This window comes from Vibrio azureus (assembly GCF_002849855.1).
GTDB lineage: Bacteria > Pseudomonadota > Gammaproteobacteria > Enterobacterales > Vibrionaceae > Vibrio > Vibrio azureus.
Genome location: NZ_CP018616.1, coordinates 2802700 through 2826677, shown reverse-complemented (window position 1 = coordinate 2826677; position 23978 = coordinate 2802700). Strand labels below are relative to the sequence as shown.

General features: G+C 43.9%; 20 protein-coding genes. 14 read left to right on the top strand and 6 right to left on the bottom strand.

Features of this window, described 5'->3' with window-relative positions; all coding sequences use genetic code 11:
* Positions 1-2 precede the first annotated feature (2 nt).
* The gene (hflC, locus tag BS333_RS12850; protein ID WP_021710901.1) at positions 3-983 is read left to right on the top strand and encodes a protease modulator HflC; all 981 of its coding nucleotides are present in this window, start codon (positions 3-5) and stop codon (positions 981-983) included.
* A 147-nt stretch (positions 984-1130) separates the two neighbouring features.
* On the opposite strand, the gene BS333_RS12845 is transcribed toward hflC, so the two are convergent.
* Entirely contained in the window at positions 1131-1316 is a 186-nt protein-coding gene (locus tag BS333_RS12845) for a DUF2065 domain-containing protein (RefSeq protein ID WP_021710900.1), read from the bottom strand.
* Between the two features lie 174 nt (positions 1317-1490).
* On the opposite strand from BS333_RS12845, the gene BS333_RS12840 reads away from it, so the two are divergent.
* Together BS333_RS12840 and motX are read left to right on the top strand one after the other, a co-directional pair.
* A complete protein-coding gene (locus BS333_RS12840; protein WP_021710899.1) occupies positions 1491-2807 on the top strand; it encodes an adenylosuccinate synthase in 1317 nt (438 codons plus the stop codon).
* 224 nt (positions 2808-3031) lie between these two features.
* Positions 3032-3667: a flagellar protein MotX gene (motX, locus tag BS333_RS12830; protein WP_033004224.1), complete on the top strand. Its 636-nt coding sequence runs from the start codon at positions 3032-3034 to the stop codon at positions 3665-3667.
* Positions 3668-3781: 114 nt separating this feature from the next.
* On the opposite strand, the gene hmpA is transcribed toward motX, so the two are convergent.
* Positions 3782-4966, bottom strand: a complete 1185-nt coding sequence (gene hmpA, locus BS333_RS12825; protein ID WP_021710897.1) for an NO-inducible flavohemoprotein — start codon at positions 4964-4966, stop codon at positions 3782-3784.
* Positions 4967-5074: 108 nt separating this feature from the next.
* On the opposite strand from hmpA, the gene nsrR reads away from it, so the two are divergent.
* The 11 genes from nsrR to BS333_RS12770 all read left to right on the top strand — a co-directional run bounded on the left by nsrR (position 5075) and on the right by BS333_RS12770 (position 20382).
* Positions 5075-5500, top strand: a complete 426-nt coding sequence (gene nsrR, locus BS333_RS12820) for a nitric oxide-sensing transcriptional repressor NsrR (RefSeq protein WP_021710896.1) — start codon at positions 5075-5077, stop codon at positions 5498-5500.
* 120 nt (positions 5501-5620) lie between these two features.
* On the top strand, positions 5621-8122 hold the full coding sequence (gene rnr / locus BS333_RS12815) for a ribonuclease R (protein WP_021710895.1): 2502 nt from the start codon (positions 5621-5623) through the stop codon (positions 8120-8122).
* A 91-nt stretch (positions 8123-8213) separates the two neighbouring features.
* Complete coding sequence (rlmB, locus tag BS333_RS12810; RefSeq protein WP_021710894.1) at positions 8214-8957, top strand: 23S rRNA (guanosine(2251)-2'-O)-methyltransferase RlmB; 744 nt, start codon at positions 8214-8216, stop codon at positions 8955-8957.
* A gap of 145 nt (positions 8958-9102) precedes the next feature.
* Positions 9103-9789: a phosphoglycolate phosphatase gene (locus BS333_RS12805; protein WP_021710893.1), complete on the top strand. Its 687-nt coding sequence runs from the start codon at positions 9103-9105 to the stop codon at positions 9787-9789.
* A 116-nt stretch (positions 9790-9905) separates the two neighbouring features.
* Positions 9906-10943, top strand: a complete 1038-nt coding sequence (gene trpS / locus BS333_RS12800; protein WP_021710892.1) for a tryptophan--tRNA ligase — start codon at positions 9906-9908, stop codon at positions 10941-10943.
* Positions 10944-11339: 396 nt separating this feature from the next.
* Positions 11340-14342, top strand: a complete 3003-nt coding sequence (locus BS333_RS12795) for an ExeM/NucH family extracellular endonuclease (protein WP_021710891.1) — start codon at positions 11340-11342, stop codon at positions 14340-14342.
* Positions 14343-14516: 174 nt separating this feature from the next.
* Positions 14517-15104 (top strand): aminodeoxychorismate/anthranilate synthase component II, encoded by a 588-nt coding sequence (locus tag BS333_RS12790; RefSeq protein ID WP_021710890.1) that lies wholly within the window; start codon positions 14517-14519, stop codon positions 15102-15104.
* Positions 15105-15512: 408 nt separating this feature from the next.
* A complete protein-coding gene (locus tag BS333_RS12785) occupies positions 15513-16724 on the top strand; it encodes an aspartate aminotransferase family protein (protein ID WP_021710889.1) in 1212 nt (403 codons plus the stop codon).
* A 120-nt stretch (positions 16725-16844) separates the two neighbouring features.
* Positions 16845-17864 carry an arginine N-succinyltransferase gene (gene astA / locus BS333_RS12780; protein WP_021710888.1) on the top strand — a complete coding sequence of 340 codons (1020 nt, stop codon included), beginning with the start codon at positions 16845-16847 and terminating at the stop codon, positions 17862-17864.
* Between the two features lie 28 nt (positions 17865-17892).
* Positions 17893-19350, top strand: coding sequence for a succinylglutamate-semialdehyde dehydrogenase (astD, locus tag BS333_RS12775; RefSeq protein WP_021710887.1), 1458 nt, complete (start codon positions 17893-17895; stop codon positions 19348-19350).
* A 222-nt stretch (positions 19351-19572) separates the two neighbouring features.
* Positions 19573-20382 carry a DUF1338 domain-containing protein gene (locus BS333_RS12770; protein ID WP_021710886.1) on the top strand — a complete coding sequence of 270 codons (810 nt, stop codon included), beginning with the start codon at positions 19573-19575 and terminating at the stop codon, positions 20380-20382.
* 143 nt (positions 20383-20525) lie between these two features.
* Here BS333_RS12770 and crp read toward each other — a convergent pair whose 3' ends face one another.
* From crp to BS333_RS12750, 4 genes are all read right to left on the bottom strand, one after another.
* A complete protein-coding gene (gene crp / locus BS333_RS12765) occupies positions 20526-21158 on the bottom strand; it encodes a cAMP-activated global transcriptional regulator CRP (protein WP_005381432.1) in 633 nt (210 codons plus the stop codon).
* A 240-nt stretch (positions 21159-21398) separates the two neighbouring features.
* On the bottom strand, positions 21399-22268 hold the full coding sequence (locus BS333_RS12760; RefSeq protein ID WP_021710885.1) for a phosphoribulokinase: 870 nt from the start codon (positions 22266-22268) through the stop codon (positions 21399-21401).
* A gap of 203 nt (positions 22269-22471) precedes the next feature.
* Positions 22472-22681, bottom strand: a complete 210-nt coding sequence (locus tag BS333_RS12755) for a YheU family protein (RefSeq protein ID WP_021710884.1) — start codon at positions 22679-22681, stop codon at positions 22472-22474.
* A 33-nt stretch (positions 22682-22714) separates the two neighbouring features.
* A complete protein-coding gene (locus BS333_RS12750; protein WP_021710883.1) occupies positions 22715-23722 on the bottom strand; it encodes a hydrolase in 1008 nt (335 codons plus the stop codon).
* Between the last annotated feature and the right edge of the window lie 256 nt (positions 23723-23978).

Sequence of the window (23978 nt, the reverse complement as noted above, 5' to 3'; positions counted from 1 at the left end):
GAATGCGTAAGTTAATGATCCCTGTACTGATCATCGCTCTAGCTTTGATGTTGATGTCACTGTTCGTTATCCCTGAGGGAGAACGTGGCATTGTGGTTCGATTTGGTCGTGTCTTAAAAGACAACAATGACGCCACGCGTATTTATAGTCCTGGTTTGCACTTTAAGATGCCATTGTTTGATAGTGTGAAGCAATTGGATGCGCGTATTCAAACGATGGATGGGCGAGCTGATCGATTTGTCACTTCTGAGAAAAAAGACGTTATCATTGATTCATACGTTAAATGGCGTATTGAAGATTTCGGTCGTTACTATCTTGCGACTGGTGGTGGCAACGCACTAACCGCTGAAGCGCTATTGGAACGTAAAGTGACAGATGTCTTGCGTTCTGAGATTGGTTCTCGTGAGATTAAGCAAATCATTTCTGGGCCACGCAAAAAGAGCCAAGAGCTGGTTGGGAAAGTAGAAGATGATCTCACCACAGAAGCAGCATTGAAAGCACTAGAAATTGATGGTGAACGTGACTTAATCATGTCTGAAGTACTGAACGACACTCGTAAAAGTGCGATGAAAGACTTAGGGGTTCGCGTAGTTGATTTCCGTATTAAGAAAATCAACCTACCTGATGAAATCAGTGAGTCTATTTACCGCCGTATGAGAGCAGAGCGTGAGTCCGTTGCGCGTAAGTTCCGTTCTCAAGGCCGAGAAAAAGCGGAAGTTATTCGTGCACAAGCTGAGCTTGAAGTGGCAAAAATTCTTGCTGAAGCGGATAAAACAGCGCGAGTGACACGCGGTGAAGCTGATGCGGAAGCGACAAAAATCTACTCACAAGCGTACAGCAAAGATCCTGAGTTCTTCACTTTCTTACGTTCTTTGAAGGCTTATGAGAAATCATTCAATTCTAAGAGTGATATGCTAGTTCTGGATCCAAAGAGTGAGTTCTTCCAGTACATGAATAACGCCAAAGGCGCTGCAGTTAAGTAAGCAGAGTTGAGACTCGACTTTTACATCAAATACCGATGACAAAAAGGCTCCAGTTTGGAGCCTTTTTTATACCTGATTATTCACTGAAAAAATTGGTTCGAAAAATCACAGGTTCTCGGGGGAGAGTGTCATTAGTGGAGTTAAGGGCTAGCTCATCATGATGGCAATGATGGTTCCTGCAACGACTAAGCATCCACCGACTCGGCGCAGTTGATTATCGGGTTGCTTGCTTAATTGTGTGATCATTTTACGCCAGCCGTCAGGAGCAACCAAAGGCCCAAGCCCCTCGACAATTAAGACCAACCCAATCGCTAACCAAAGAGAACCTGTCATTTTGCATTCCAATCTATTAAAGAAAAGTAAATATTATCAGTGATGTAGTGATTTAGAAATGGACAAAATTGGTTGGTTTATTATCAAACTATTAAGACTGTGAACAAAAAATGACTGCAAGGAAGATGATTCGGTGCTAGAATCCATTTTTAACTAGCAGTCAGACTTGGAAAGATGGGAAATAACGTAGTCGTTCTAGGCACCCAATGGGGTGACGAAGGTAAAGGTAAAATCGTAGACCTTTTAACTGAAGATGCAAAATACGTGGTGCGCTACCAAGGCGGTCACAATGCAGGTCACACACTTGTAATTGACGGTGAAAAAACCGTTCTTCACTTAATTCCATCAGGTATCCTTCGCGATAACGTCAAATGCGTTATCGGTAACGGTGTAGTACTGTCACCTGAAGCTCTAATTAAAGAAATGAAACCTCTTGAAGAGCGCGGCATTCCAGTACGCGAACGTCTTTTCATTTCTGAAGCATGTCCACTAATCCTTCCGTACCATGTTGCTATGGACCAAGCGCGTGAAGTCGCCCGCGGTAAAAAAGCAATCGGCACAACAGGTCGTGGTATCGGTCCAGCTTACGAAGACAAGGTAGCTCGTCGCGGTTTACGTGTTGGTGACCTATTCGATATGGAATCGTTTGCTGAGAAGCTAAAAGAAGTCATGGAATACCATAACTTCCAGCTTGTTAACTTCTACAAAGTTGATCCAGTGAGTTACGATGATGTGCTTGAGCAGGCTAAAGGTTATGCTGAGCTATTAACATCAATGGTTATCGATGTTACTGATGAGCTTGATGCAGCACGTAAACGTGGTGATAAGATCATGTTCGAAGGTGCTCAAGGCACGCTACTGGACATCGACCATGGTACCTACCCGTATGTAACTTCTTCTAACACGACTGCTGGTGGCGTCGCTGCTGGTTCTGGTTTTGGTCCTCGCCATATTGGTTACATTCTTGGTATTGCTAAAGCTTACTGTACTCGTGTTGGAGCAGGTCCATTCCCGACTGAGCTATACGATGGTTTAGATAAGCAAGATCCTGTTGGTAAACACTTAGGTGATGTTGGCCATGAGTTTGGTGCAACGACAGGTCGTCTGCGTCGTACTGGTTGGTTCGATGCGGTTGCCATGCGTCGTGCGATTCAAATCAACTCAGTAACTGGATTCTGTCTCACAAAACTTGATGTACTAGATGGCTTAAAAGAGCTTAAGATCTGTACTGGTTACAAGATGGATGATGGCTCTGTGCTAGAAGTTTCACCAATGGCAGCTGAAGCTTTTGAAAAAGCAACGCCAATCTATGAAACTATGCCAGGCTGGTCTGAGAATACGTTCGGTGCAAAATCTATTGATGAGCTGCCACAAGCGGCACTGAACTACATCAAGCGTATCGAAGAGCTGACAGGTGTACCAGTAGATATTATCTCTACAGGCCCAGACCGTAACGAAACCATCGTTAAGGTTCACCCATTCGAAGCTTAATCAATCTTGAGTAATAAAAACCGGCGAATAAGCCGGTTTTTTTGTATCTGAAGTTGTCAGTTTGCTTTATTAAGGCTGGTGAAGTGGAGGCAAACTTTTGCCGCCAAATCATCATCGCAGGCAAAAATTGTCTAAAGCTTGACGGCTTTTTGCCGATAAGGTTATCAAGCGTCGGAGATCCTACGGTGATCTTTGATTTATCAGAGACCTTACAGAGCGCAATTATGAAGTTAAAGACAGTGGCAGCTTCACTGTTATTGATGCTGAGTGCGACATCGGTGCAAGCAAGTCTTGCTGATGTAGGCGCACCTGTGCCTATATATACCGAAGCTGAGCTCATTAAGCTAATAGAACAAAACAAGCACCTTGCACGCGTGCGTGCTGATAACTGCCAGTTGGTAGAAGATATTGTTGCACGCGCAACACGCATTAGTTTGCCTTCCTATGAGTTTCTCTACGGAGATATGTTAGCGTGGGGAGTCTGTGTAGAAAAAGACGTAGCTTTAGGCTTGTACTATATGGAAAACGCAGCGCAACAAGGTTTGCCTGTTGCTTTAGAGCAGCTCGGTCGCTACTACTCTCGCGGAACTTTGGTCCAGCAGGATAAAGAACGCGCGATACCTTACCTTCGCGAAGCTGCAGCGATGGGAAATTTAAATGCACGTATTCACCTTGCTGAATTGTTATTACGAGATTACGGCAGTCCGCTAGATTATGAGGATGCCTATCGTTGGCTCTATAATTCGGTGACGGCAGATAAAAGAAAGCATAAACGTATTTCCGTCTTAAGAAATGGTTTAGAGCAACGCATGCCACAAAATATTATTGCTCGAGCAAAGCGTCGTGATAGCTTTTGGTAAGTATCGATTACTTAATGACAAAAATAATAAAGCCCACAAAATGTGGGCTTTATTATTAAATTAACTCTAAATTGCTTTTAAGTTAACGCTATTGTTGTGAGATTAACTTTATCGTTATACCACTTTGTGTGGGCCAAAACATTCGTAGTGGAATTGTGTTTCTGGCACACCTAATTCAAGCAGCTGTTTTGCAATGTGCTGCATAAATCCAACTGGACCACAGAAGTAAACTTGAACATTGTCTTGCTTAAGTGCTGCTTCAATTTGTTTTAAGTCGACAAAACCGGTGAAGTCAAAATCGGCACCAAGCTTATCTTCGGCCGCTGGCTGGCTGTACCAAACGTGTGAGTTCATATTCTCTTTGGTACTTACTAGCTGATTAACGTGCTGTTTGAAAGCATGTTGTTGACTATTTTCAGCCGCGTGTACCCAAGTTACAGACGCTTGATGCTGGGTTAAGCTTTCTAGCATTGACAGTGTTGGTGTTAGACCGACACCTGCAGAAACAAGGACTACTGGTGTGTTTTCAGCAACATCCATAAAGAAGTCGCCAGCAGGCGCCGCTAACTTCACTGTATCGCCAATGTGCAGGTTATCGTGCAGGTAATTAGACACTTTACCTTCCGCTTCGCGTTTTACTGAGATACGGTATGTATCTTCTTGAACTGCAGAAGAAAGGCTGTATTGACGAATTTCTTGGTTTTCAAATTTATCGCTGTTGATGTAAATACCTAGGTACTGACCTGGTTTGTAGGCCGATACTGCTTTGCCATCGGTTGGTTTGAAAACAAAGCTACAAATATGCTCACTTTCTGGTTGCTTAGCAATTAACTCAAACTCGCGTAGGCCACGCCATCCACCTGCTTTTGCTTCTTTTTCTTGGTAGATTTGCTCTTCACGCTGAATGAATACATTAGCTAGTACACCATAAGCTTCTGCCCATGCGTCTAATACGTCTTGACCAGGAGAAAAAAGTTCATCAATAGTGGCAAGTAAGTGTGAACCCACCACTTGATACTGGTCTTGTGTAATAAGAAAGCTGCTATGTTTATGAGCGATTTTTTCTACTGCGCCCAATAGTGCTGGTAGGTTGTCAATATTGGTTGCGTATGCACAGATCGCATTGAAAAGTGCTTCGCGTTGATCACCATTTCTTTGGTTGCTCATGTTGAAAATATCTTTTAACTCAGGATTATGAGTGAAGAGACGATCGTAAAAGTGTGCGGTTAACTTTGGGCCTGTTTCCGCTAAAAGTGGTGCAGTTGCTTTCACGGTATCAATGGTTTTTTGACTGAGCATAATGGTGTCCTATTAAAGTTGCATTCTTAATGTATGTTTAAAGTTGTACCGCAAATGTATCTTTTTTTCAAGGAAAGATTTACAATATTGCGTATAGAGGAGTAAAAAATGCAATTAACGAGCTTTACTGATTATGCAATCAGAACACTGCTTTTTTTGGCTTCATTGCCGAAAGATGAGTTAACCAATATTACGGAAGTCACCAATTTATTTGGTGTTTCTCGTAATCATATGGTCAAAGTGATTAACCGTTTGGGTCACCTTGGTTATATACAAACGGTACGTGGTAAAAATGGTGGAATTCGTATTATGAAACCTGCCAATGATATTCTCGTAGGGCAAGTTGTACGCGATCTAGAACCATTAGAACTGCTTAACTGTTCTGTCGAGGCATGCCATATTACTCCTGCTTGTCGTTTAAAAAGTAAGTTGGCGAAAGCGAAGATGGCATTTTTAACTGAGTTAGATAACTGTACTATCGCCGACTTGCTTAATGATAACTCAGAGCTTCTTATTCTTCTGGCCCGCCCGTAAGATAAAACTCATATTTGATCGTTTGACTTTCAAGGACCTCTTTTTTCAAAGCAATTCTGTAGGTTATCAAGAGAGTCAGATATACTAGCTCTATACCTTCCTTGCAAAATAGGCGTGCCTATGTCAGACAATATGCCAAACGATCCTTTTGCTGATCGTGAATCCCAGAATTACGAAAACCCTATCCCCAGCCGCGAGTTTATTATTGATTTTCTCACTCAAGCGGGTGTGCCGATGAATCGTAATGATTTATTTGAAGCACTAAAGTTGGAAGGCGAAGAACAATACGAAGGTTTACGCCGTCGATTAAGAGCCATGGAGCGCGATGGTCAGTTGGTATTTACTCGCCGACAATGCTACGCACTGCCTGAAAAGCTTGAAATGGTCAAAGGCTACGTCATCGGTCACAAAGATGGTCATGGCTGGGTTCGTCCAGAAGGCAGTGTCGGCAAGGATAATGATATTGTCTTACCTCACCATCAAATGAAGCACATTATCCATGGCGATTATGTTTTGGTTCAGCCGACCGAGAACAGCAAGCGTGGACGTCGTGAAGGCCGCTTAATACGAGTCCTAGAAGAGCGTCAAAACCAAATTGTTGGTCGCTTTTTTCTTGAGTATGGTTACTCCTATGTGGTCGCAGATGACTCACGTATCAGCCAAGATATTTTGATTCCCAATGAGCATAAAGCAGGTGCTCGTATGGGCAACGTTGTAGTGATTGAAATTACCGATCGAGGCTCTCGCTCAAGAGGTATGATGGGGAAGGTTGTTGAAGTTCTTGGCGAAAATATGGCGCCAGGCATGGAAACGCAAATTGCTATTCGTACCCACCAAATTCCTCATGATTGGCCAGAGGCGGTTGACAAGCAAATAGAAAACTTGGGTGAAGAAGTACCAGAAGAAGCGAAAGTTGGCCGCGTAGATCTACGTGAGCTGCCGCTGGTGACCATCGACGGTGAAGATGCGCGTGACTTTGATGATGCCGTTTACTGTGAGAAGAAAAAGAGTGGTGGTTGGCGTCTGTGGGTAGCGATTGCGGATGTCAGTTACTATGTTCGTCCGGATTCTGCATTGGACAAAGAAGCCATTAATCGTGGTAACTCGGTATACTTTCCATCACAAGTTGTCCCTATGCTGCCAGAGGTGCTATCGAATGGTTTATGTTCGCTAAACCCACAAGTCGATCGCCTGTGTATGGTGTGTGAAATGACCATTTCTGAGACTGGTAAGCTATCGGGGTATAAACACTACGAAGCAGTGATGAACTCACATGCTCGCTTAACTTACAGCAAAGTCGGTGCCATCCTTGAGGGCGATGAAGAGCTACGTATACGATACCATACGTTAGTACCACATTTAGAAGAGCTGCATAGCATGTATAAAGTGCTGAAAACAGCTCGTGATAATCGTGGTGCGATTGAGTTCGAAACCGTAGAGGCGAAGTTCATCTTTAATGCTGATCGTAAGATTGAAAGCATAGAGCCCGTCATTCGTAATGATGCGCATAAGATCATCGAAGAGTGTATGATCCTCGCCAATATTGCGTCAGCGTCTTATGTGGAAAAAGCCAAAGAGCCGGCCTTGTATCGTATCCACGAATCACCAGGTGAGCTTCGTTTGCAAGGCTTCAGAGATTTTCTCGGTGAGTTAGGCCTCGACTTAAAAGGTGGTTTAGAGCCGTCTCCCACTGATTATGCTGATTTAGTTAAACAAATTGCAGAACGCCAAGATAAAGAGCTGATTCAGACAATGCTGCTGCGTTCAATGAAGCAGGCCGTTTACAATGCAGATAATGCGGGTCACTTTGGTTTGGCCTTGAAGCGTTACGCGCATTTTACTTCACCTATTCGTCGTTACCCGGATTTACTATTGCATCGTGCGATCAAATATTTAATCGCCAAAGAGCAAGGGCATAATCAAGACCGCTGGACACCAACGGGGGGATACCATTATTCATTTGATGACATGGATTTCTATGGTGAGCAGTGTTCTATGACAGAACGCCGAGCTGATGATGCGACACGAGAAGTCGCGGATTGGTTGAAATGTGAATACATGCAAGATCATGTCGGTGATGAGCTCGATGGTGTGATTGCTAATGTCACCAGCTTTGGTTTCTTTGTGCGTTTAACTGATCTTCATATTGATGGTTTGGTGCATATTTCTTCTTTAGCGAATGACTATTATCAATTTGACCCAATTGGTCAAAGGCTTATCGGAGAGAGCTTCGGTAACATCTATCGTTTGGGTGATGCAGTAAAAGTGAAGGTGTTGGCGGTTAACCTACATGATAAGCAAATTGACTTTGAATTAATCGAAACAAGTCGTAAGCTACGTGGTGTAGGTAAGACGGCCAAGAAGCGTGTGGCAGAAGCAAAACGCAAAGCTAAAGAGAAAAAGCGTGCAGCGACCCGCTCTACAGACAAGAGCAAAAAGAACCCAAGTGTTTTGCCAGTGCTAGAGCCGACTAAACGTCCTGAGCCGACACCTGAGGAGCACTCTGGTAAGAGCAAAAAACGCGGTGATGGTGCCAAGAAACCTAAGGTCACGAAAGCACGTAAGAAAAAGCCTCACAGTAAGCCCCAAAAAACCAAGCGCAGCAAAAATGATGCTCAATGAGCAGACGTGCATTGTGCTTTTTGAGTGTGATGAGTTTAGAGTGTTATGGTGAGGTTGGCACAAGTAAATAACCAGAACAACAGGTTAAGTAATGAGTAACGAATTTATCTACGGCATTCACGCAGTGAAAGCGGTATTAGAGCGCGAACCCGAGCGTTTTATTGAGGCATATGTATTAAAAGGTCGTCAAGATGAACGCTTGATGCCTATTTTAAATGATCTCCAAGTATGTGGCGTTTCGATTCAACAGATGTCACGTAAGACACTGGATGACAAAGCGAATGGTGCTAACCACCAAGGTATTATTGCGCGAGTTAAAGCAGCAAAACAGCTCAATGAAAACGATATTGATGCCATTTTAGCGCAGCATGAATCGCCGTTGTTACTGATATTAGACGGTGTGACCGATCCCCATAATCTTGGTGCTTGTTTAAGAAACGCGGATGCGGCTGGTGTCGCTGCGATTATTGTTCCTAAAGATCGCTCTGCGCCTATGAATGCGACTGTCAGCAAGGTTGCCTGTGGGGCGGCAGAGGTTGTGCCATTAGTTCGGGTGACGAATTTGGCTCGAACCATGCGTACGTTGCAAGAGCAAGGTATTTGGTTTGTTGGTACGGCTGGTGAAGCGACTCATGATATCTATCAGGCGAAACTGACAGGGCCTTTAGCTATCGTTATGGGGGCAGAGGGAGACGGCATGCGTCGTCTTACTAAAGAAACGTGTGATGACTTGATCAAGATCCCCATGGCAGGAAGCGTATCAAGCTTAAATGTTTCAGTAGCATCAGGTATCTGTTTGTTCGAAGCTGTTCGTCAACGTTTGACAGCAAAATAGACCATTATTACGAGCGATTTCTTTGTCATTAAACGCAACAAAGTTGAGTCGCAATCTTAATCACAAAGGATGGTTGACCATCCTTTGTTAATTTTTTATACCTAATGTTTGCACTAACATGGGTAACGCAATAACTAGAGAAACTATGACCCAGCATACGATAAAACTCATTGCCTTTGACCTTGATGGTACGTTACTCGATAGTGTGCCTGATTTAGCGGTTGCTGCGCAGCAAACAATGCAAGATTTAGGCTTTCCAAGTGTGTCTGAGCATCAAGTTCGTGATTACGTTGGTAATGGCGCTGATATTTTGATCGGGCGTGTTTTAAGCCAAAGTTTGCAGATTAATCCTGAACTTTCTGAAACGTTACGTGCTAAAGCGCGCGTTCTGTTTGATGATTATTATGCGCAAAGTGGCCACAAGCTGAGTCACCTTTATCCGACGGTTAAAGAGACTCTGGACTGTTTACATCAAGCTGGATTCATCATGACCCTAGTCACAAATAAGCCATCCAAGTTTGTTCCTGAAATCCTAGAACAGCATGGCATCGCGAGTTATTTTGTTGATGTTTTGGGTGGCGATGCTTTTGCTGAGAAAAAGCCCAATCCGGTTGCCCTGAATTGGTTGATGGAAAAACATCATATTCAATCGAGTGAGATGCTGATGGTTGGCGACTCAAAAAATGATATTTTGGCGGCTAAGAATGCAGGTTGTCTCTCCTTTGGTTTAACTTATGGCTACAACCATGGTGAGCCAATTGCGCAATCGAACCCCGATTTTGTTGCCGATAGCTTGAAAGAATTGCTGGATATCGTAGCGGTTTCAGCATAACGATAAGAAAAGAGCTTCCAAAATACTCGTTAATGAGTACACTGATTAAACCGTGCAATTAAGACTGCACGGTTTTTTTCATTTAATTAGATTAAGAAGTCAAAGGAATCATTCTAATGAGCAAACCCATTGTATTGAGTGGTGTTCAACCTTCAGGTGAACTAAGTATCGGTAACTACTTGGGTGCTCTACGTCAATGGCAGCAGATGCAAGACGATTATGATTGCCAATATTGTGTTGTTGACCTTCATGCAATCACGGTCCGTCAGGATCCTAAAGCACTGCATGAAGCGACGCTAGATGCACTGGCAATTTGTCTGGCAGTTGGTGTTGACCCTAAAAAGAGCACGCTATTTGTTCAGTCGCACGTACCAGAGCATGCTCAACTTGGTTGGCTTCTTAATTGCTATACCCAAATGGGTGAACTGGGCCGTATGACCCAGTTTAAAGACAAGTCAGCGCGTTACTCAAGTGATAGCTCAAGTCAGTTTGGTGATGTGAACGTTGGTTTGTTTGACTACCCAGTGCTGATGGCTGCAGATATCCTACTTTACGGCGCGCATCAGGTGCCTGTTGGTAGCGACCAAAAGCAACACCTAGAGCTCGCTCGTGATATTGCTCATCGTTTTAACAATATCTATTCGCCAGAACAACCGATCTTTCAAGTGCCAGAGCCTTACATTCCAACGGTCAATGCGCGTGTAATGAGCCTTCAAGATGCAACCAAAAAGATGTCTAAGTCTGATGATAACCGTAAAAATGTCATTACGTTGCTGGAAGAGCCTAAATCGATCATTAAGAAGATCAACAAAGCGCAAACCGATACACAAACACCGCCACGTATCGCCCACGATTGGGAGAACAAAGCCGGTATCTCTAACCTTATGGGGCTTTATTCAGCTGCAACAGGTATGAGCTTTGCTGAGATTGAAGCGCAATATCAAGGCGTTGAAATGTATGGCCCATTCAAGAAGGATGTTGGTGAAGCTTTAGTTGCGATGTTAGAGCCTATCCAAGCGGAGTATCGCCGGATCCGTGCCGATCGTCACTACATGGACCAAGTGATGAAGCAGGGAGCGGAGAAAGCCTCAGCGCGTGCCGCAGAAACCCTGAAGCAAGCTTACCAAGCAGTAGGGTTTGTACCTCGTCCATAAGCCGTCTCTGATTTACTTCGATAATCGTTATTAATCCAAATGGCCAAATTGATTTATTTGGCCATTGAGCTTGGTTTTTTTCGTCATATCGAGTCTCCTTGAGAGCACAAATCTATTTGTTCCCTCCCCTCTGTTTTACTCGTTCCGGTTGCATTGTAAGAAGTTCAGATTCTCATATCGAACGTCATTCTTATTTCTTTTATTTCAGCATGTTATGAATGCTTGCTTGTTTTTTTCTTATAAAATCTCCCATTTTTGTCTCAATTTTAGATTTAATTTGTGACTTTCGTCATGAATGTCAATGCTCATTCTTATCTGTTTGATAAATAAGTCCGATAGTGTTCGCCATCAGTCGAAGTAAGACTGTTTTATCTCCAATAACAACTAGGTAAATCCATGGACACGTTAATCAAACCCTCTTTAATTGCACTGGTGGTCTCCAGTGTATTAAGTGCCAATACTCATGCTGACATTATTCTTTCTCAATACGTAGAAGGCGGAAAATTTAACAAAGCCGTAGAAATTGCTAATACAGGTGACACGGCTGTCAACCTCAGTGGTTATGAGTTGGCCAAATCATCTAATGGAGGTGGTGTATGGGGGAGCAAACTTGACTTAAGTGAGGTGACACTGGAAGCCAAGCAGGTATATGTATTGGCTCACGGTGATGCAAGCGATACCATTAAATCAGTGGCTGATAAAACGGATAAAAATGTTGCAAACTTTAATGGTGATGACCCCATTGCATTACTTAAAAATGGCGCAGTCCATGACATTATCGGTGTGATGGGAGATATTGATCTTGTTCAAGATGTGACGTTAGTTCGCAACCTTGACGGGGCAACTCCTTCTGTAACATACCAAGCATCACAATGGACGAGACTAAAAAAAGATACAGTTGACGGCTTAGGGCTATTCAATCTTGCTGAACCGACCGAGCCATTTGAATGTAAGGATAATGGTCAGTCACCTAATTTTACCTCAATACATGATATCCAAGGGGAAGGTGAAAGCTCCCCATTGGTTGATGGCTATCCTTATGTTTCTGTTGATGATCATTTTGTCACAGGAGTTGTCACCGCGGTCACCACTGGTTTAACCAAAGGCTTTTATATACAAGCTCTAGATAATGACCATAACGCTAAGACATCTGAGGGGTTATTTGTTTATACCGGAGCTGCGGAAACTCAGTTGACTCCGGGCGATGTGGTCTGCGTGAAAGGCAAAGTTAAAGAGTACTACGACAATACCCAATTAGCTTCTGATAGTAACAGCTATGTAAAGACCGGCACCTCAGCAGCACCATTAGTGACAAGTTTGATTATCGAGCCGAATGAGACATTGCGTGACGCTCTAGAACGTTACGAAGGCATGCAAGTGGAATTGAATGTGGCAAGTAATCTCTTTGTGACGCGTAATTTTTCTTTCGATTATGGACCAAAACGTAACAACATGGTGGTGTCGTATCAAGCATCATTGTTTAAGCCAACTCAGTTATATCCTGCTGAGAGCGAAGCGGCACTCGCACAAGCCAAACACAATGCTGAGAGCCTGATGTATATAGAGTCGGATAACAAGGCGCCAGATGGGAAAATTCCTTATTACCCGGATTTTTCTAAAGATATTGATCAAGATGGATCTTCTGAACAGCATATTCGTCTTGGTTCAAGAATTGAAGGTCTTCAAGGGGTGATTTCCTACAGCCACAACGATTATCGACTGATTGTAACCAATGAAGTGGATAGCTCTAATTTCGTAACCTCTGATGTGGAGTTCGATGTAGCGCGCAAAGCAGCCCCTGAAATTGCAGAAGCAGATTTACGCATTGCAAGCTTTAACGTATTAAATTACTTTACATCGGTTGCTAATAGTGGCGAGCCAAATCCAACGGGAAGTAATCGTGGTGCAAAAAGCTTGGACGACTTTTTACTCCAGAAAGCGAAAATTGTTAAGGCAATCAACTTAATGGATGCCGACATCATTGGTTTGATGGAAGTGGAGAATAATGGCTTTGGCCCCAACGGTGCGTTGAAAGACTTGGTCGATGCTCTGAATGCGGAGATTGAGCTGAGTCAAGAGCACTACACTTTTGTGGAAATTGAAGATCGCGATAAATACCAAGGTGCTTATTTTGGTGGTGACGCAATCATGGTAGCGTTGCTATACCGTGCTAACACTGTTGTGCCTAAACAAGCCGCGAGAGTGATCGTCACTCCAGAGCAACACGTTGCAAAAAACACCATTACCCGTGAGAGTGACGGTGAAGGAAATCCAGCTTATGACAAATATCAACGTCACAGCTTACTGCAAACCTTTACTGTCAAAGAGACAGGTAAAGATTTATCGGTTGTGGTCAATCATTTTAAATCGAAAGGATCAAACTGTATTGAAGAGTGGATTGCGGATGTTGGCAAATCAGGGCCTGACGACTTGCAAGGCAACTGTAATAATTTCCGTGTCTCTGCGGCACAAGCTGTGGGAGAGGCATTGCGAGAGGTTGACGGTGATGTCTTAATCATTGGCGATCTCAATGCTTACGGAATGGAAGATCCTCTTCTCACTCTCACGGACTATTCGAAAGAAAAATATGCTCGGGATATTTATACAGCGGCTTACACTACGCTAGATGGCGGTGAACTTCAAACTGAAAAAAGCCAAATTCATCAAGGTTATGGCTACCGTAACTTGAATACTTTACTGCACAGTACCAAGACGTTTTCATACACGTTTTCTGGTGAACTCGGTAACCTAGACCATGCGCTAGCGAGTGAAAGCCTTGCAAAAAAGGTGGTTGATATTGAAGACTGGCACATTAACTCTCTCGAAAGTAAGTTGTTTCAATACAGTGGGCAATACACGGGTGATATGCCGAAGTATAAAGATGTTTTCTCAGCATCTGATCATGATCCGGTTTTGATCGCAATAGATTTCCCTGATGATGAAACTGGCTCAGAAGAAGGCGGTACAGATTCTGGCACAGGTTCAGAAGAAGGCGGTACAGATTCTGGTACAGGCTCAGAAGAGGGCGGTACGGATTCTGGCGCAGGTTCAGAAGAAGGCGGTACGGATTCTGGCACAGGCTCAGAAGAAGGCGGTACGGATTCTGGCGCAGGCTCAGAAGAAGGCGGTACAGATTCTGGCACAGGTTCAGAAGAAGGCGGTACAGATTCTGGTACAGGCTCAGAAGAGGGCGGTACGGATTCTGGCGCAGGTTCAGAAGAAGGCGGTACGGACTCTGGCACAGGCTCAGAAGAGGGCAGTACGGATTCTGGCGCAGGTTCTGCAGAAGGCAGTACTGATGCAGAAAAGCCTAAACGAAGTGCGGGTTCATTAGGTTTTGGTGCTCTACTAATGCTACTCGGGCTCGGCTTCTTGCGTCGACGATTCTCATTCCGTTAACACTGATTACTACGATACAATAAAAAAGACCAGATGAGACTGGTCTTTTTTATTATCAACAGGGGTATAAATGCTTGCCTTTCTTGCGTTGTGTTGCAAAATACCGCCCTTAATGGCCTTAGGCGACAGCTTAGGTTAAACGGACAAAAAATGGATAGGAGCAAGTGACGCTTTATGTTGCTGATCATCGATAACTACGACTCTTTTACTTACAACCTATATCAATACTTTTGTGAGCTTGGAGCGGAAGTTAAGGTTGTACGTAACGATGAAATCGATATCCAAGGGATTGAAGAGCTTAATCCAACCCATCTTGTTATTTCTCCAGGGCCAGGTACGCCTGACGAAGCGGGCATTTCACTCGCGGCGATTAAATATTTTGCTGGTAAGCTACCCATTCTCGGAGTGTGCTTAGGGCATCAAGCGATCGCACAAGTGTTTGGCGGAGAAGTAGTAAGAGCTCGTCAAGTGATGCACGGTAAAACTTCTCGTATTCGACATAATGGCCAGAGTGTGTTTAACAACCTTCAGAACCCTCTTACTGTGACACGCTATCATTCACTGATTGTTAAGGAAAGTACATTTCCTGACCAACTTGAGGTGACAGCTTGGACGGAATATCCAGATGGCAGTAAAGATGAAATTATGGGGTATCAGCATAAGTTTTTGCCAATTGATGCTGTTCAGTTCCATCCTGAATCGATCAAAACGGAGCAAGGGCATGAGATGTTAGCTAACTTTCTCAAACGCACTACTATCTGATCTCGATCACTTTTCTTAACAATTTTTTCATATTTATTGCCTGCTAGAAAGAATGCAAAACTATTCGTTCCTATTGTGTTCGTTTTCTTACTTCAAACTCCTTGCCTGTCTATAAAACTGAGTCAAAAACCACTGTAAAAATCATCATGTCGGCCCAGTAAGCGCTAAGATTTATACAGGCTTGCTTAAAAATTGCTTCACTAATCACGTGTTGTATTGCATAAATAGTCATTATTGTTGCTTTGGGATAGGGTGGTTGTTTTTTTAATATTATAAATCACCGTTGAAATAGTTAATTAAATGTAAATACAATGCCGTAGTAGCATATAGGCAATATATTCTTTGCTAGTTAAGTGGCTAAGTAAATGTACTTATCTACTCGTGTGCCGTATCAAGAAGGAATGTGCAATGACAGTGGAAAATAAAGTAGAGCGTGGCTTATTCAATGACGTGATGGTGCCTTGTTATAACCCAATGGAAATGATTCCGGTAAAAGGTCAAGGTTCACGTATTTGGGATCAAGACGGTAATGAATACATCGACTTTGCTGGTGGTATTGCGGTGAGCTGTCTTGGGCATTGTCATCCTGTCATGGTCAACGCGTTGACCGAGCAAGGGAACAAGCTTTGGCACCTCAGTAATGTGATGACCAACGAGCCTGCTTTAAGGCTCGCTAAAAAGCTAACGGACATCAGTTTTGCAGAACGAGTTTTCTTTGCTAACTCTGGCGCAGAAGCGAACGAAGCCGCACTGAAACTGGCACGTCGTTATGCTGCCGATGTTCACGGTCCTGAAAAGTCTGAAATTATCGCTTTTACTCAAGGTTTCCATGGCCGTACCTTTTTCACTGTTACTGTCGGTGGTCAAACGGCTTATTCCGACGGTTTTGGTCCTAAACCAGGTGACGTGACTCACCTTCCTTACAATGATATCGAGGCACTGCAAGCGCATATGTCTGATCGTACGTGTGCGATTATGATGGAGCCTCTCCAAGGGGAAGGTGGCATTATTCCACCCACACCTGAATTTGCTCAAGCAGTGCGTGAATTATGCGACAAACACAACGCACTGCTGATCTTCGATGAAGTTCAGACGGGGAACGGTCGTACGGGACATTTCTACGCATACCAAGGTTTAGGTATTACACCAGACATTCTAAGCACAGCGAAATCACTAGGAGGTGGTTTCCCTATTGGTGCCATGTTAACGACTGCGAAACTGGCTGAGCACATGAAAGTGGGCACCCATGGTTCAACTTACGGCGGTAATCCATTAGCTTGTGCGGTGGCAGAAGCAGTGGTTGAAGAAATTGCCAAACCCGAAGTCTTAGCTGGTGTATTGGAACGTGAAAGTATGTTTCGCGAAGGTCTAGAGAAAATCAATGCGAAGTATCAACTCTTTGCTGAAATTCGCGGTAAAGGTTTACTGCTTGGTGCGGCTTTGAATGAAGAATGGCAGGGGCGTGCAAGAGATATCTTGGTTGCTGCTGGTAAACAAGGCCTGATGGTATTGGTTGCGGGTGCCAATGTCGTTCGTTTCACTCCTTCACTCGTTATTACACAACAAGAAATTGAACAAGGCTTGGAAAAACTGGATAAAGCGATCGCTACACTCGTGTAAGCACGCTATCAGTTTATCAAGCGAAAACCCTCCATCAAGGATTGATGATGGAGGGCCTGTTCCTACAATATCGTTTTCCTACAATATCGTTAGGATTTTTTGCATCTGGAGGGAATATTGATGCTAGTTGTTCGCCCTATTGCAATGTCAGATTACGAAGCTCTACACACTTGTGCTGTAGAATCGGGATTTGGTTTTACTTCTCTGCCGGTTAATGAAGAACTATTAACCAACCGCATTAAACACTCGGAATATAGCTTTTCCAAGCCTGATGTAAAAGAAGCAGGAGACGAAGGCTATTTGATGGTTGGCGTGGATTCTGACACGGGTGAAGTCGCAGGTACGACAGGGATTGAAGCATCGATCGGATGGGATGTGCCCTTTTACTCTTATCATATCAGCAAGGTTGTTCACTCTTCACCTAAATTGGGTGTCAATAATGTCGTAAAGCTTCTGACTTTCGGTAATAACTACACAGGTAATAGCGAAATTTGTACGCTTTTTCTTCGTGAAAAGTTCCGTCAGGGATTAAATGGACGTTTAATGTCTAAATGTCGTTTTCTCATGATGGCTGAGCATCCCGAACGGTTTTCCGACACGATTTTTGCCGAAATGCGCGGCGTTTCTGATGAAGACGGTAACTCCCCTTTTTGGCAGTGGTTACAAGAGCATTTTTTCTCGATTGACTTTACTTTGGCCGATTATCTAACAGGGATAGGTAAAAAAGGCTTTATTGCAGATCTGATGCCTAAGCTCCCGATTTATATCAACTTACTCAGCCCTGAGGCTCAAGCGGTTATCGGTAAAGTACACGATAATACGCGCCCTGCGTTGAAACTATTAGAGCACGAAGGTTTTACCAATCGCGGCTACGTTGATATTTTCGACGGCGGTCCAACCATGGAATGTGATAGGCGCAATATTGAATCGGTACGTCATTCTTATCGTGCACGGGTACAGATATCTGAACATGCCAGTAGCAAAGATTTTTTGATCGCGAATACATCGTTTGAGAACTTTCGAGCAACAGCGACCAAAGCGGTGTTCGACACGGAGAGCGAGACCGTGATTATTTCCTCAGAAGTTGCTGCCGTATTGATGGTCAAAGAAGGGGACTTTGTCCGCTTTCTACCTCAGTAATTGAACAAAGAATGTAAGGATAAAACGCATGACACATTGGATTGCAGGTGAATGGGTGCAGGGTGAGGGAGAGCACTTCTCCTCTCTATCTCCGTATAATCAAGAGGTGATCTGGCAAGGTCATAGCGCCACAGAGTCGCAAGTTGAACAAGCCGTTGCTGCTGCTCGCGAAGCATTGTTAGAGTGGAAAAAGCGTCCATTTTGTGAACGTGAAGCGATAGTGTTGGCATTTGCTGAAAAAGTAAAAGAGCACAGTGAACAGATTGCTGAAGTGATTGCCAAAGAAACGGGTAAACCTTTGTGGGAAACTCGCACAGAAGCTGCTGCGATGGCGGGCAAAATTGCTATCTCAATCCGTGCTTATCATCAACGAACAGGCGAGTCGTCACGAGAAGCGGGCGGTAACCAAATTGTGCTGCGTCATCGCCCTTTGGGAGTGATGGCCGTGTTTGGCCCTTATAATTTCCCTGCGCACTTACCTAATGGTCATATAGTGCCTGCATTATTGGCAGGTAACACTGTGGTTTTAAAGCCTTCAGAACAAACTCCATGGAGTGGTGAGTTGGCTATGAAGTTGTGGGAAAGTGTCGGTTTGCCCAAAGGGGTGATTAATTTAGTCCAAGGAGCGAAAGAAACGGGGATTGCTTTAGCAGAAGCAAAAGGCATCGACGGTGTCTTGTTTACTGGCAGTGCCAATACCGGACATCATTTACATCGTCAATTTGCTGGTCAACCAGGGAAAATGTTGGCGCTAGAGATGGGGGGTAATAACCCGTTGGTTGTCACGGACAATTATGATGACTTAGATGCAACGGTTTATACCATCATACAATCTGCCTTTATTAGTGCGGGCCAACGTTGTACCTGTGCGCGTCGTTTATATATTCCGTTCGGTGAACGAGGGGATGAGCTCATCAATAAACTTGTTCAAGCGACGGCGAATATTAAAGTTGATCAACCTTTCGCAGAGCCTGCTCCTTTTATGGGGCCGCAAATATCAGTTGCTGCCGCGCAGCATATTCTTGAAGCTCAAGCTCGTTTGCAGTCGCTAGGAGGGCGGAGCCTTATTGAAGCGAAAGCCGGTCAAGCTGCGTTTGTTTCCCCTGGTATCATCGATGTCACTAACGTCGCAGAATTGCCTGATGAGGAATACTTTGGTCCACTCTTACAACTCGTGCGTTACGATGGTTTTGCAACGGCGGTAGCATTAGCCAATGACACTCGTTTTGGTTTATCTGCAGGATTGATTTCTAGCGATGACGATGAGTGGCAGTATTTCGTTGACCATATTCGCGCCGGTATCGTTAACCGAAATCGCCAACTTACGGGCGCCAGTGGTGATGCGCCATTTGGAGGACCTGGGGCTTCGGGTAACTTACGACCCAGTGCTTATTATGCGGCAGATTATTGCGCTTATCCGATGGCGTCAATGGAAGGGCAGGAGTGTGTGCTGCCTTCTAATTTGAGTCCTGGTATCGAACTGTAAAATATTCACAAGTAATGAAAATGGGGTGAAGTGGCTGGTTGCGTGTTGAAAGCGCAGAAATCTTCTTTACCCCAACTGCTTTCAATTGGCGGTCGTTGTACATTTCTTCAATCAATAACGCCAAGTAAAACGTCACAGGTTGATCGCCATTTTTCGCCTTAGGGGGAAGTAAACCAATGGCTTGTCTTTTTTCTTAACTTTTATTTGATAACAGGAGCTATCATGACGCCCGATGTGCTATTTGATTCCTTATGGAAAGATTATATTCATCGTCTTTGTCCCTCCGCGGCGAAAGTTCACCAACTTCTGCAAGAAAATGAACCATTGATTAATGATCATATTGCTTTGCGGACATTTGATGTTGCTCCTTTAGGACTTGCCACCTTAGCTCAGCCATTTTTAGATGTTGGCTATTTGCCTGGTGGAGATTATGTGTTTGAAAGTAAAAAACTGATTGCAACCCATTTTGAACATCCAGATCCAAAGCAACCAAAGGTGTTTATTAGTGAACTGAAAGTCAATGATTGTTCTGCGCAATTACAAGCCATCGTGCATAAACTGGTTGAACAGGTTGATATCACTCAGTTGACCCAGCCGGAATTTCTCTATGGTGGCCGCTTGTGGGACCTCAGCTATGAAGACTTTAAAACGTTAGCACAGGAAAGTGAATATGCTTCTTGGTTGGCAGCTCACGGCTATGGTGCCAATCATTTCACTGTCAGTGTTAATCAATTAAGTCAGTATCATGAAGTGATGCAAGTAAACGATTATTTACGCCAATCGGGTTTTACTATTAATGAAAGTGGGGGCGAAGTAAAAGGCACGCCAGCTGTCCTTTTAGAACAATCATCAACGATGGCGGATAAAGTCCCAGTGACGTTCATCGAGGGCACTGAGCTGGTTCCGGGTGGTTTTTATGAGTTTGCTAAGCGCTATCCAATGGAAAATGGTAAGTTGTACCCAGGGTTTGTAGCAGCCTCAGCAGATAAAATATTTGAAAGTACCGACAGCAAAGTTCATATGGATAAGTAATTGCTTACTCACTTCGTAGGCTAGGGTGTGAAGGGATAGCAACGAAGGTACCCAGTTGACTTTCAGATGTTTAAGATACAGTAAAAGCCACTAATGAAGTGGCTTTTACTTTATTGCATGTTGATTTAGTACTCGATTATGGATTAACGAGTTCCGTAAACCACGATGGTTTTACCGTGAGCAGAAATCAAGTTTTGCTCTTCTAGCATCTTCAGGATACGACCGACCGTTTCACGAGAACAGCCAACAATTTGGCCGATTTCTTGACGTGTGATCTTGATTTGCATGCCGTCAGGGTGCGTCATCGCATCGGGTTGTTTCGCAAGGTTGAGCAGCGTTTGAGCGATACGACCCGTCACATCTAGGAAAGCAAGGTCACCCACTTTTTGGCTAGTAACCTGAAGGCGTCGTGCCATTTGTGCAGAAAGACGCATCAGAATATCTGGATTGACTTGGATGAGCTGACGGAATTTCTTAAATGAAATCTCAGCCACTTCACAAGGAGACTTAGCTCGAACCCAAGCTGTACGCTCTTGATCTTCTTCAAATAAGCCCAACTCACCAATAAAGTCGCCTTGGTTGAGGTAAGAAAGGATCATTTCTTTGCCTTCTTCGTCTTTAATAAGCACAGCAACGGAACCTTTGACTATGTAGTACAAAGTTTCCGCTTTCTCGCCCGCATGAATTAGCGTGCTTTTTGATGGGTACTTATGAATATGACAGTGTGAAAGAAACCACTCTAATGTTGGATCGGTTTGAGGTTTACCTAGAACCATAATATCTCACTTCCTCTGCAGGGTATGCTTGCGCTGTCCATATTTTAGCTAAGCGTGTCGTTGGCCTACTAGAATAAGAACTCTTTTTCTATGCTGCAAGCTATCTTGTGTCTCTACAGGAAATAGTATCCTTTTTCGAGTTTGATTTCTTGATTTTAATCGCGTCATTCCTGCTATTTTTTACGCAAAATTGTGCACATGATCACGGAGTGAAAAGTAAACACCTAAATAGCCATATTTTTAGCCAATTTTTCCGGTTTCAATCAGCTTCTGTAGGATGGGTCTGACGATTAATTCCATCGCAAAACTCATTTTACCACCGGGGACGACAATGGTGTTATGGCGCGACATAAATGAGCCATCTATCATTGCTAGCAGGTAAGGAAAGTCGACATTTTTAATGCCACGTAAGCGGATTACGACAAAACTTTCATCCAAGCTTGGTATTCCTTTGGCATTTAGTGGATTCGAAGTATCGACAGTGGGGACACGTTGAAAATTAATATGTGTACGAGAAAACTGCGGGGTGATGTAGTTTAGGTAGTCATCCATAGAGCGAACAATGGAATCCATGACGGCTTCTCGTGAATGGCCGCGCTCACGAGTATCGCGAACAAACTTTTGGATCCACTCTAAGTTCACGATAGGGACCATTCCAATCAGAAAGTCGACATGACGAGCTACATTGACTTCGCCATCGACAACACCGCCATGAAGGCCTTCATAGAACATGACATCGCTGTTTTCTGGTAAATCTTGCCAAGGCGTGAAGGTACCTGGCATTTGGTTATAGGGAACGGCTTCATCGAACGTATGGAGGTAGCGGCGCACACTGCCGATTCCTTGTTTGCCATATTGACGAAAGAACTCTTCTAAGCTGGAAAAATCATTGGCTTGCGGACCAAAGTAGCTGATGTGTTTGCCCTGCTCTCGGGCTTTTCTTATTTCAACATCCATTTCGGGACGAGTAAAACGGTGGAAACTATCTCCTTCGACCCAAGCTGGTTTGACATTCATCATGTTGAACATTTTTCGAAATGCTTCAGATGTTGTCGTAGTACCGGCACCAGATGAACCAGTGACCGCGATGATAGGGTGTTTTGCTGACATGACAAACCTTGTCGTAATTAACGTACCTGTTAGCGTACAGCGCTTTTGCACTGTACGAATGATGAAGCACTATATCACGTAAAACGAACCTGTCATCGAGTGGAGTAAGGTAAAGTGTGAGCAAACGAGAGCTAGTGACTGAGTTATTTTCATGTTGATACAGGGGGAAAGCGATGTTTGTAGTCAGAAATGGTGTCTGCAGACTATTTGGCTTTCAGTTTGATATCGACGGTTTCATGCAGTTCTGAAAAGACGATCACGGCTTCATCATGCTCAAGCTGCGTTTTTACTTGCTCAATTTTGCTTTGTAGGGACATTTCTACCGCACCGTAATCGGTGCCTTCACGAAGAACAAATTCCCGGATTAAATTTTCTAGTGTTTCTGGTGCAATATCTTGCCATGGGATAATCATAAATACCTCGAACGTTTATGATGGCCGCTTAGTTTACTGTGTTCTTTGTGTCGATACACCAGAAAGATAATCAGCCGCGATACTTTCGTAGTACGCAGGAAGTGCTTCTTCAAGCCAGAAGCGTGGTTTTAGCACGGAGCCACAAAGAAAACCGACATGCCCCCCATGTTCATATAGCTGATAATCGATATTATCGGGCAAAACAAATTTGGGGATTACAGCCTCCGTCATAAAGGGGTCATCTTTGGCGTGAATGATCAGCGTAGGTAAACGAATACGTTGTAGTTTGTTTAAACCAGAGCATTGCGCGTAATAATCTTGAGCATTTTTGAAACCGTGTAATGGTGCGGTGACCAGATCGTCAAACTCGTACAGGCGTGTGACTCGTTTGATTGAGCGATAAGATAAAGCAAGTTCGCCATGAATTAACTCGTGCTTTTGTAAAGCATTACGCTTAAGAGAAGAAAGCAGATAACGTCGATAAACCTTAGAAAAACCACGTTCGATACGATTGGCACACGCGGCAAGATCGAGTGGTGCAGAAACAATCGTTGCGGCATCTAAGAGTGGTTGGCGGTCATACTGCGCGAGATAGTTAGCCAACATATTTCCACCGATAGAAATACCCACCGCCACTTTAGGTTGACCAGGAAATTGTTGGTCAAGGTGCTCAAGGAAAAATCGAGCATCATTGATTTCGCCTGAATGGTAAGCGCGCGCTTTTTTGTTTGGCTTACCACTACAGCCTCGAAAATGCATCATGACTGCCAGCCAGCCCGATTGTGCAAAAGCGTTCATCAAGCCATTGGCATAAGAGCTATAGAAGCAGCCTTCTAGTCCATGAAAAAGAATAAAAATAGGCTTTTGAGCAGCAAACTCCTGATTAAAAGGCTCTGACCAAGCTAAATCGAGGAAATCCCCATCTGGAGTATCAAGAGTTTGCCATATTGGAGTAAATAATGCTTTTTTTCTGATCAATCGTGGGAGGAGAGTTTGAAGGTGTGGGTTTTTAAGGCCAGTAGCAGGAAAAAATTGAGTCATACAGGGCACCAATCGAAAAAGCATATTAAATTGCTAGGCACGCTCTTCGGCTGATTCATAGCAAATACGGGTTGATGGATAAGCTCACTTCTTGGCGCTAAAAACCGCCTTAACGACGAATTCGGCGTTAATGGAAATCTCGGGCTTGTGAAGATGAGGCCAACGAACGTATTTTTATTATGAATTTACATGCTGATTATTATAGATAGAGACTCAAGTAACCTCAAGGCTGAGGAGCGATATGCACCGAACGGAA

Excerpts from the sequence above, each read along its gene's own strand:
- hflC (WP_021710901.1), top strand. The coding sequence starts at position 3 with ATGCGTAAGTTAATGATCCCTGTACTGATCATCGCTCTAGCTTTGATG.
- BS333_RS12845 (WP_021710900.1), bottom strand. The coding sequence starts at position 1,316 with ATGACAGGTTCTCTTTGGTTAGCGATTGGGTTGGTCTTAATTGTCGAG.
- BS333_RS12840 (WP_021710899.1), top strand. The coding sequence starts at position 1,491 with ATGGGAAATAACGTAGTCGTTCTAGGCACCCAATGGGGTGACGAAGGT.
- motX (WP_033004224.1), top strand. The coding sequence starts at position 3,032 with ATGAAGTTAAAGACAGTGGCAGCTTCACTGTTATTGATGCTGAGTGCG.
- hmpA (WP_021710897.1), bottom strand. The coding sequence starts at position 4,966 with ATGCTCAGTCAAAAAACCATTGATACCGTGAAAGCAACTGCACCACTT.
- nsrR (WP_021710896.1), top strand. The coding sequence starts at position 5,075 with ATGCAATTAACGAGCTTTACTGATTATGCAATCAGAACACTGCTTTTT.
- rnr (WP_021710895.1), top strand. The coding sequence starts at position 5,621 with ATGTCAGACAATATGCCAAACGATCCTTTTGCTGATCGTGAATCCCAG.
- rlmB (WP_021710894.1), top strand. The coding sequence starts at position 8,214 with ATGAGTAACGAATTTATCTACGGCATTCACGCAGTGAAAGCGGTATTA.
- BS333_RS12805 (WP_021710893.1), top strand. The coding sequence starts at position 9,103 with ATGACCCAGCATACGATAAAACTCATTGCCTTTGACCTTGATGGTACG.
- trpS (WP_021710892.1), top strand. The coding sequence starts at position 9,906 with ATGAGCAAACCCATTGTATTGAGTGGTGTTCAACCTTCAGGTGAACTA.
- BS333_RS12795 (WP_021710891.1), top strand. The coding sequence starts at position 11,340 with ATGGACACGTTAATCAAACCCTCTTTAATTGCACTGGTGGTCTCCAGT.
- BS333_RS12790 (WP_021710890.1), top strand. The coding sequence starts at position 14,517 with ATGTTGCTGATCATCGATAACTACGACTCTTTTACTTACAACCTATAT.
- BS333_RS12785 (WP_021710889.1), top strand. The coding sequence starts at position 15,513 with ATGACAGTGGAAAATAAAGTAGAGCGTGGCTTATTCAATGACGTGATG.
- astA (WP_021710888.1), top strand. The coding sequence starts at position 16,845 with ATGCTAGTTGTTCGCCCTATTGCAATGTCAGATTACGAAGCTCTACAC.
- astD (WP_021710887.1), top strand. The coding sequence starts at position 17,893 with ATGACACATTGGATTGCAGGTGAATGGGTGCAGGGTGAGGGAGAGCAC.
- BS333_RS12770 (WP_021710886.1), top strand. The coding sequence starts at position 19,573 with ATGACGCCCGATGTGCTATTTGATTCCTTATGGAAAGATTATATTCAT.
- crp (WP_005381432.1), bottom strand. The coding sequence starts at position 21,158 with ATGGTTCTAGGTAAACCTCAAACCGATCCAACATTAGAGTGGTTTCTT.
- BS333_RS12760 (WP_021710885.1), bottom strand. The coding sequence starts at position 22,268 with ATGTCAGCAAAACACCCTATCATCGCGGTCACTGGTTCATCTGGTGCC.
- BS333_RS12755 (WP_021710884.1), bottom strand. The coding sequence starts at position 22,681 with ATGATTATCCCATGGCAAGATATTGCACCAGAAACACTAGAAAATTTA.
- BS333_RS12750 (WP_021710883.1), bottom strand. The coding sequence starts at position 23,722 with ATGACTCAATTTTTTCCTGCTACTGGCCTTAAAAACCCACACCTTCAA.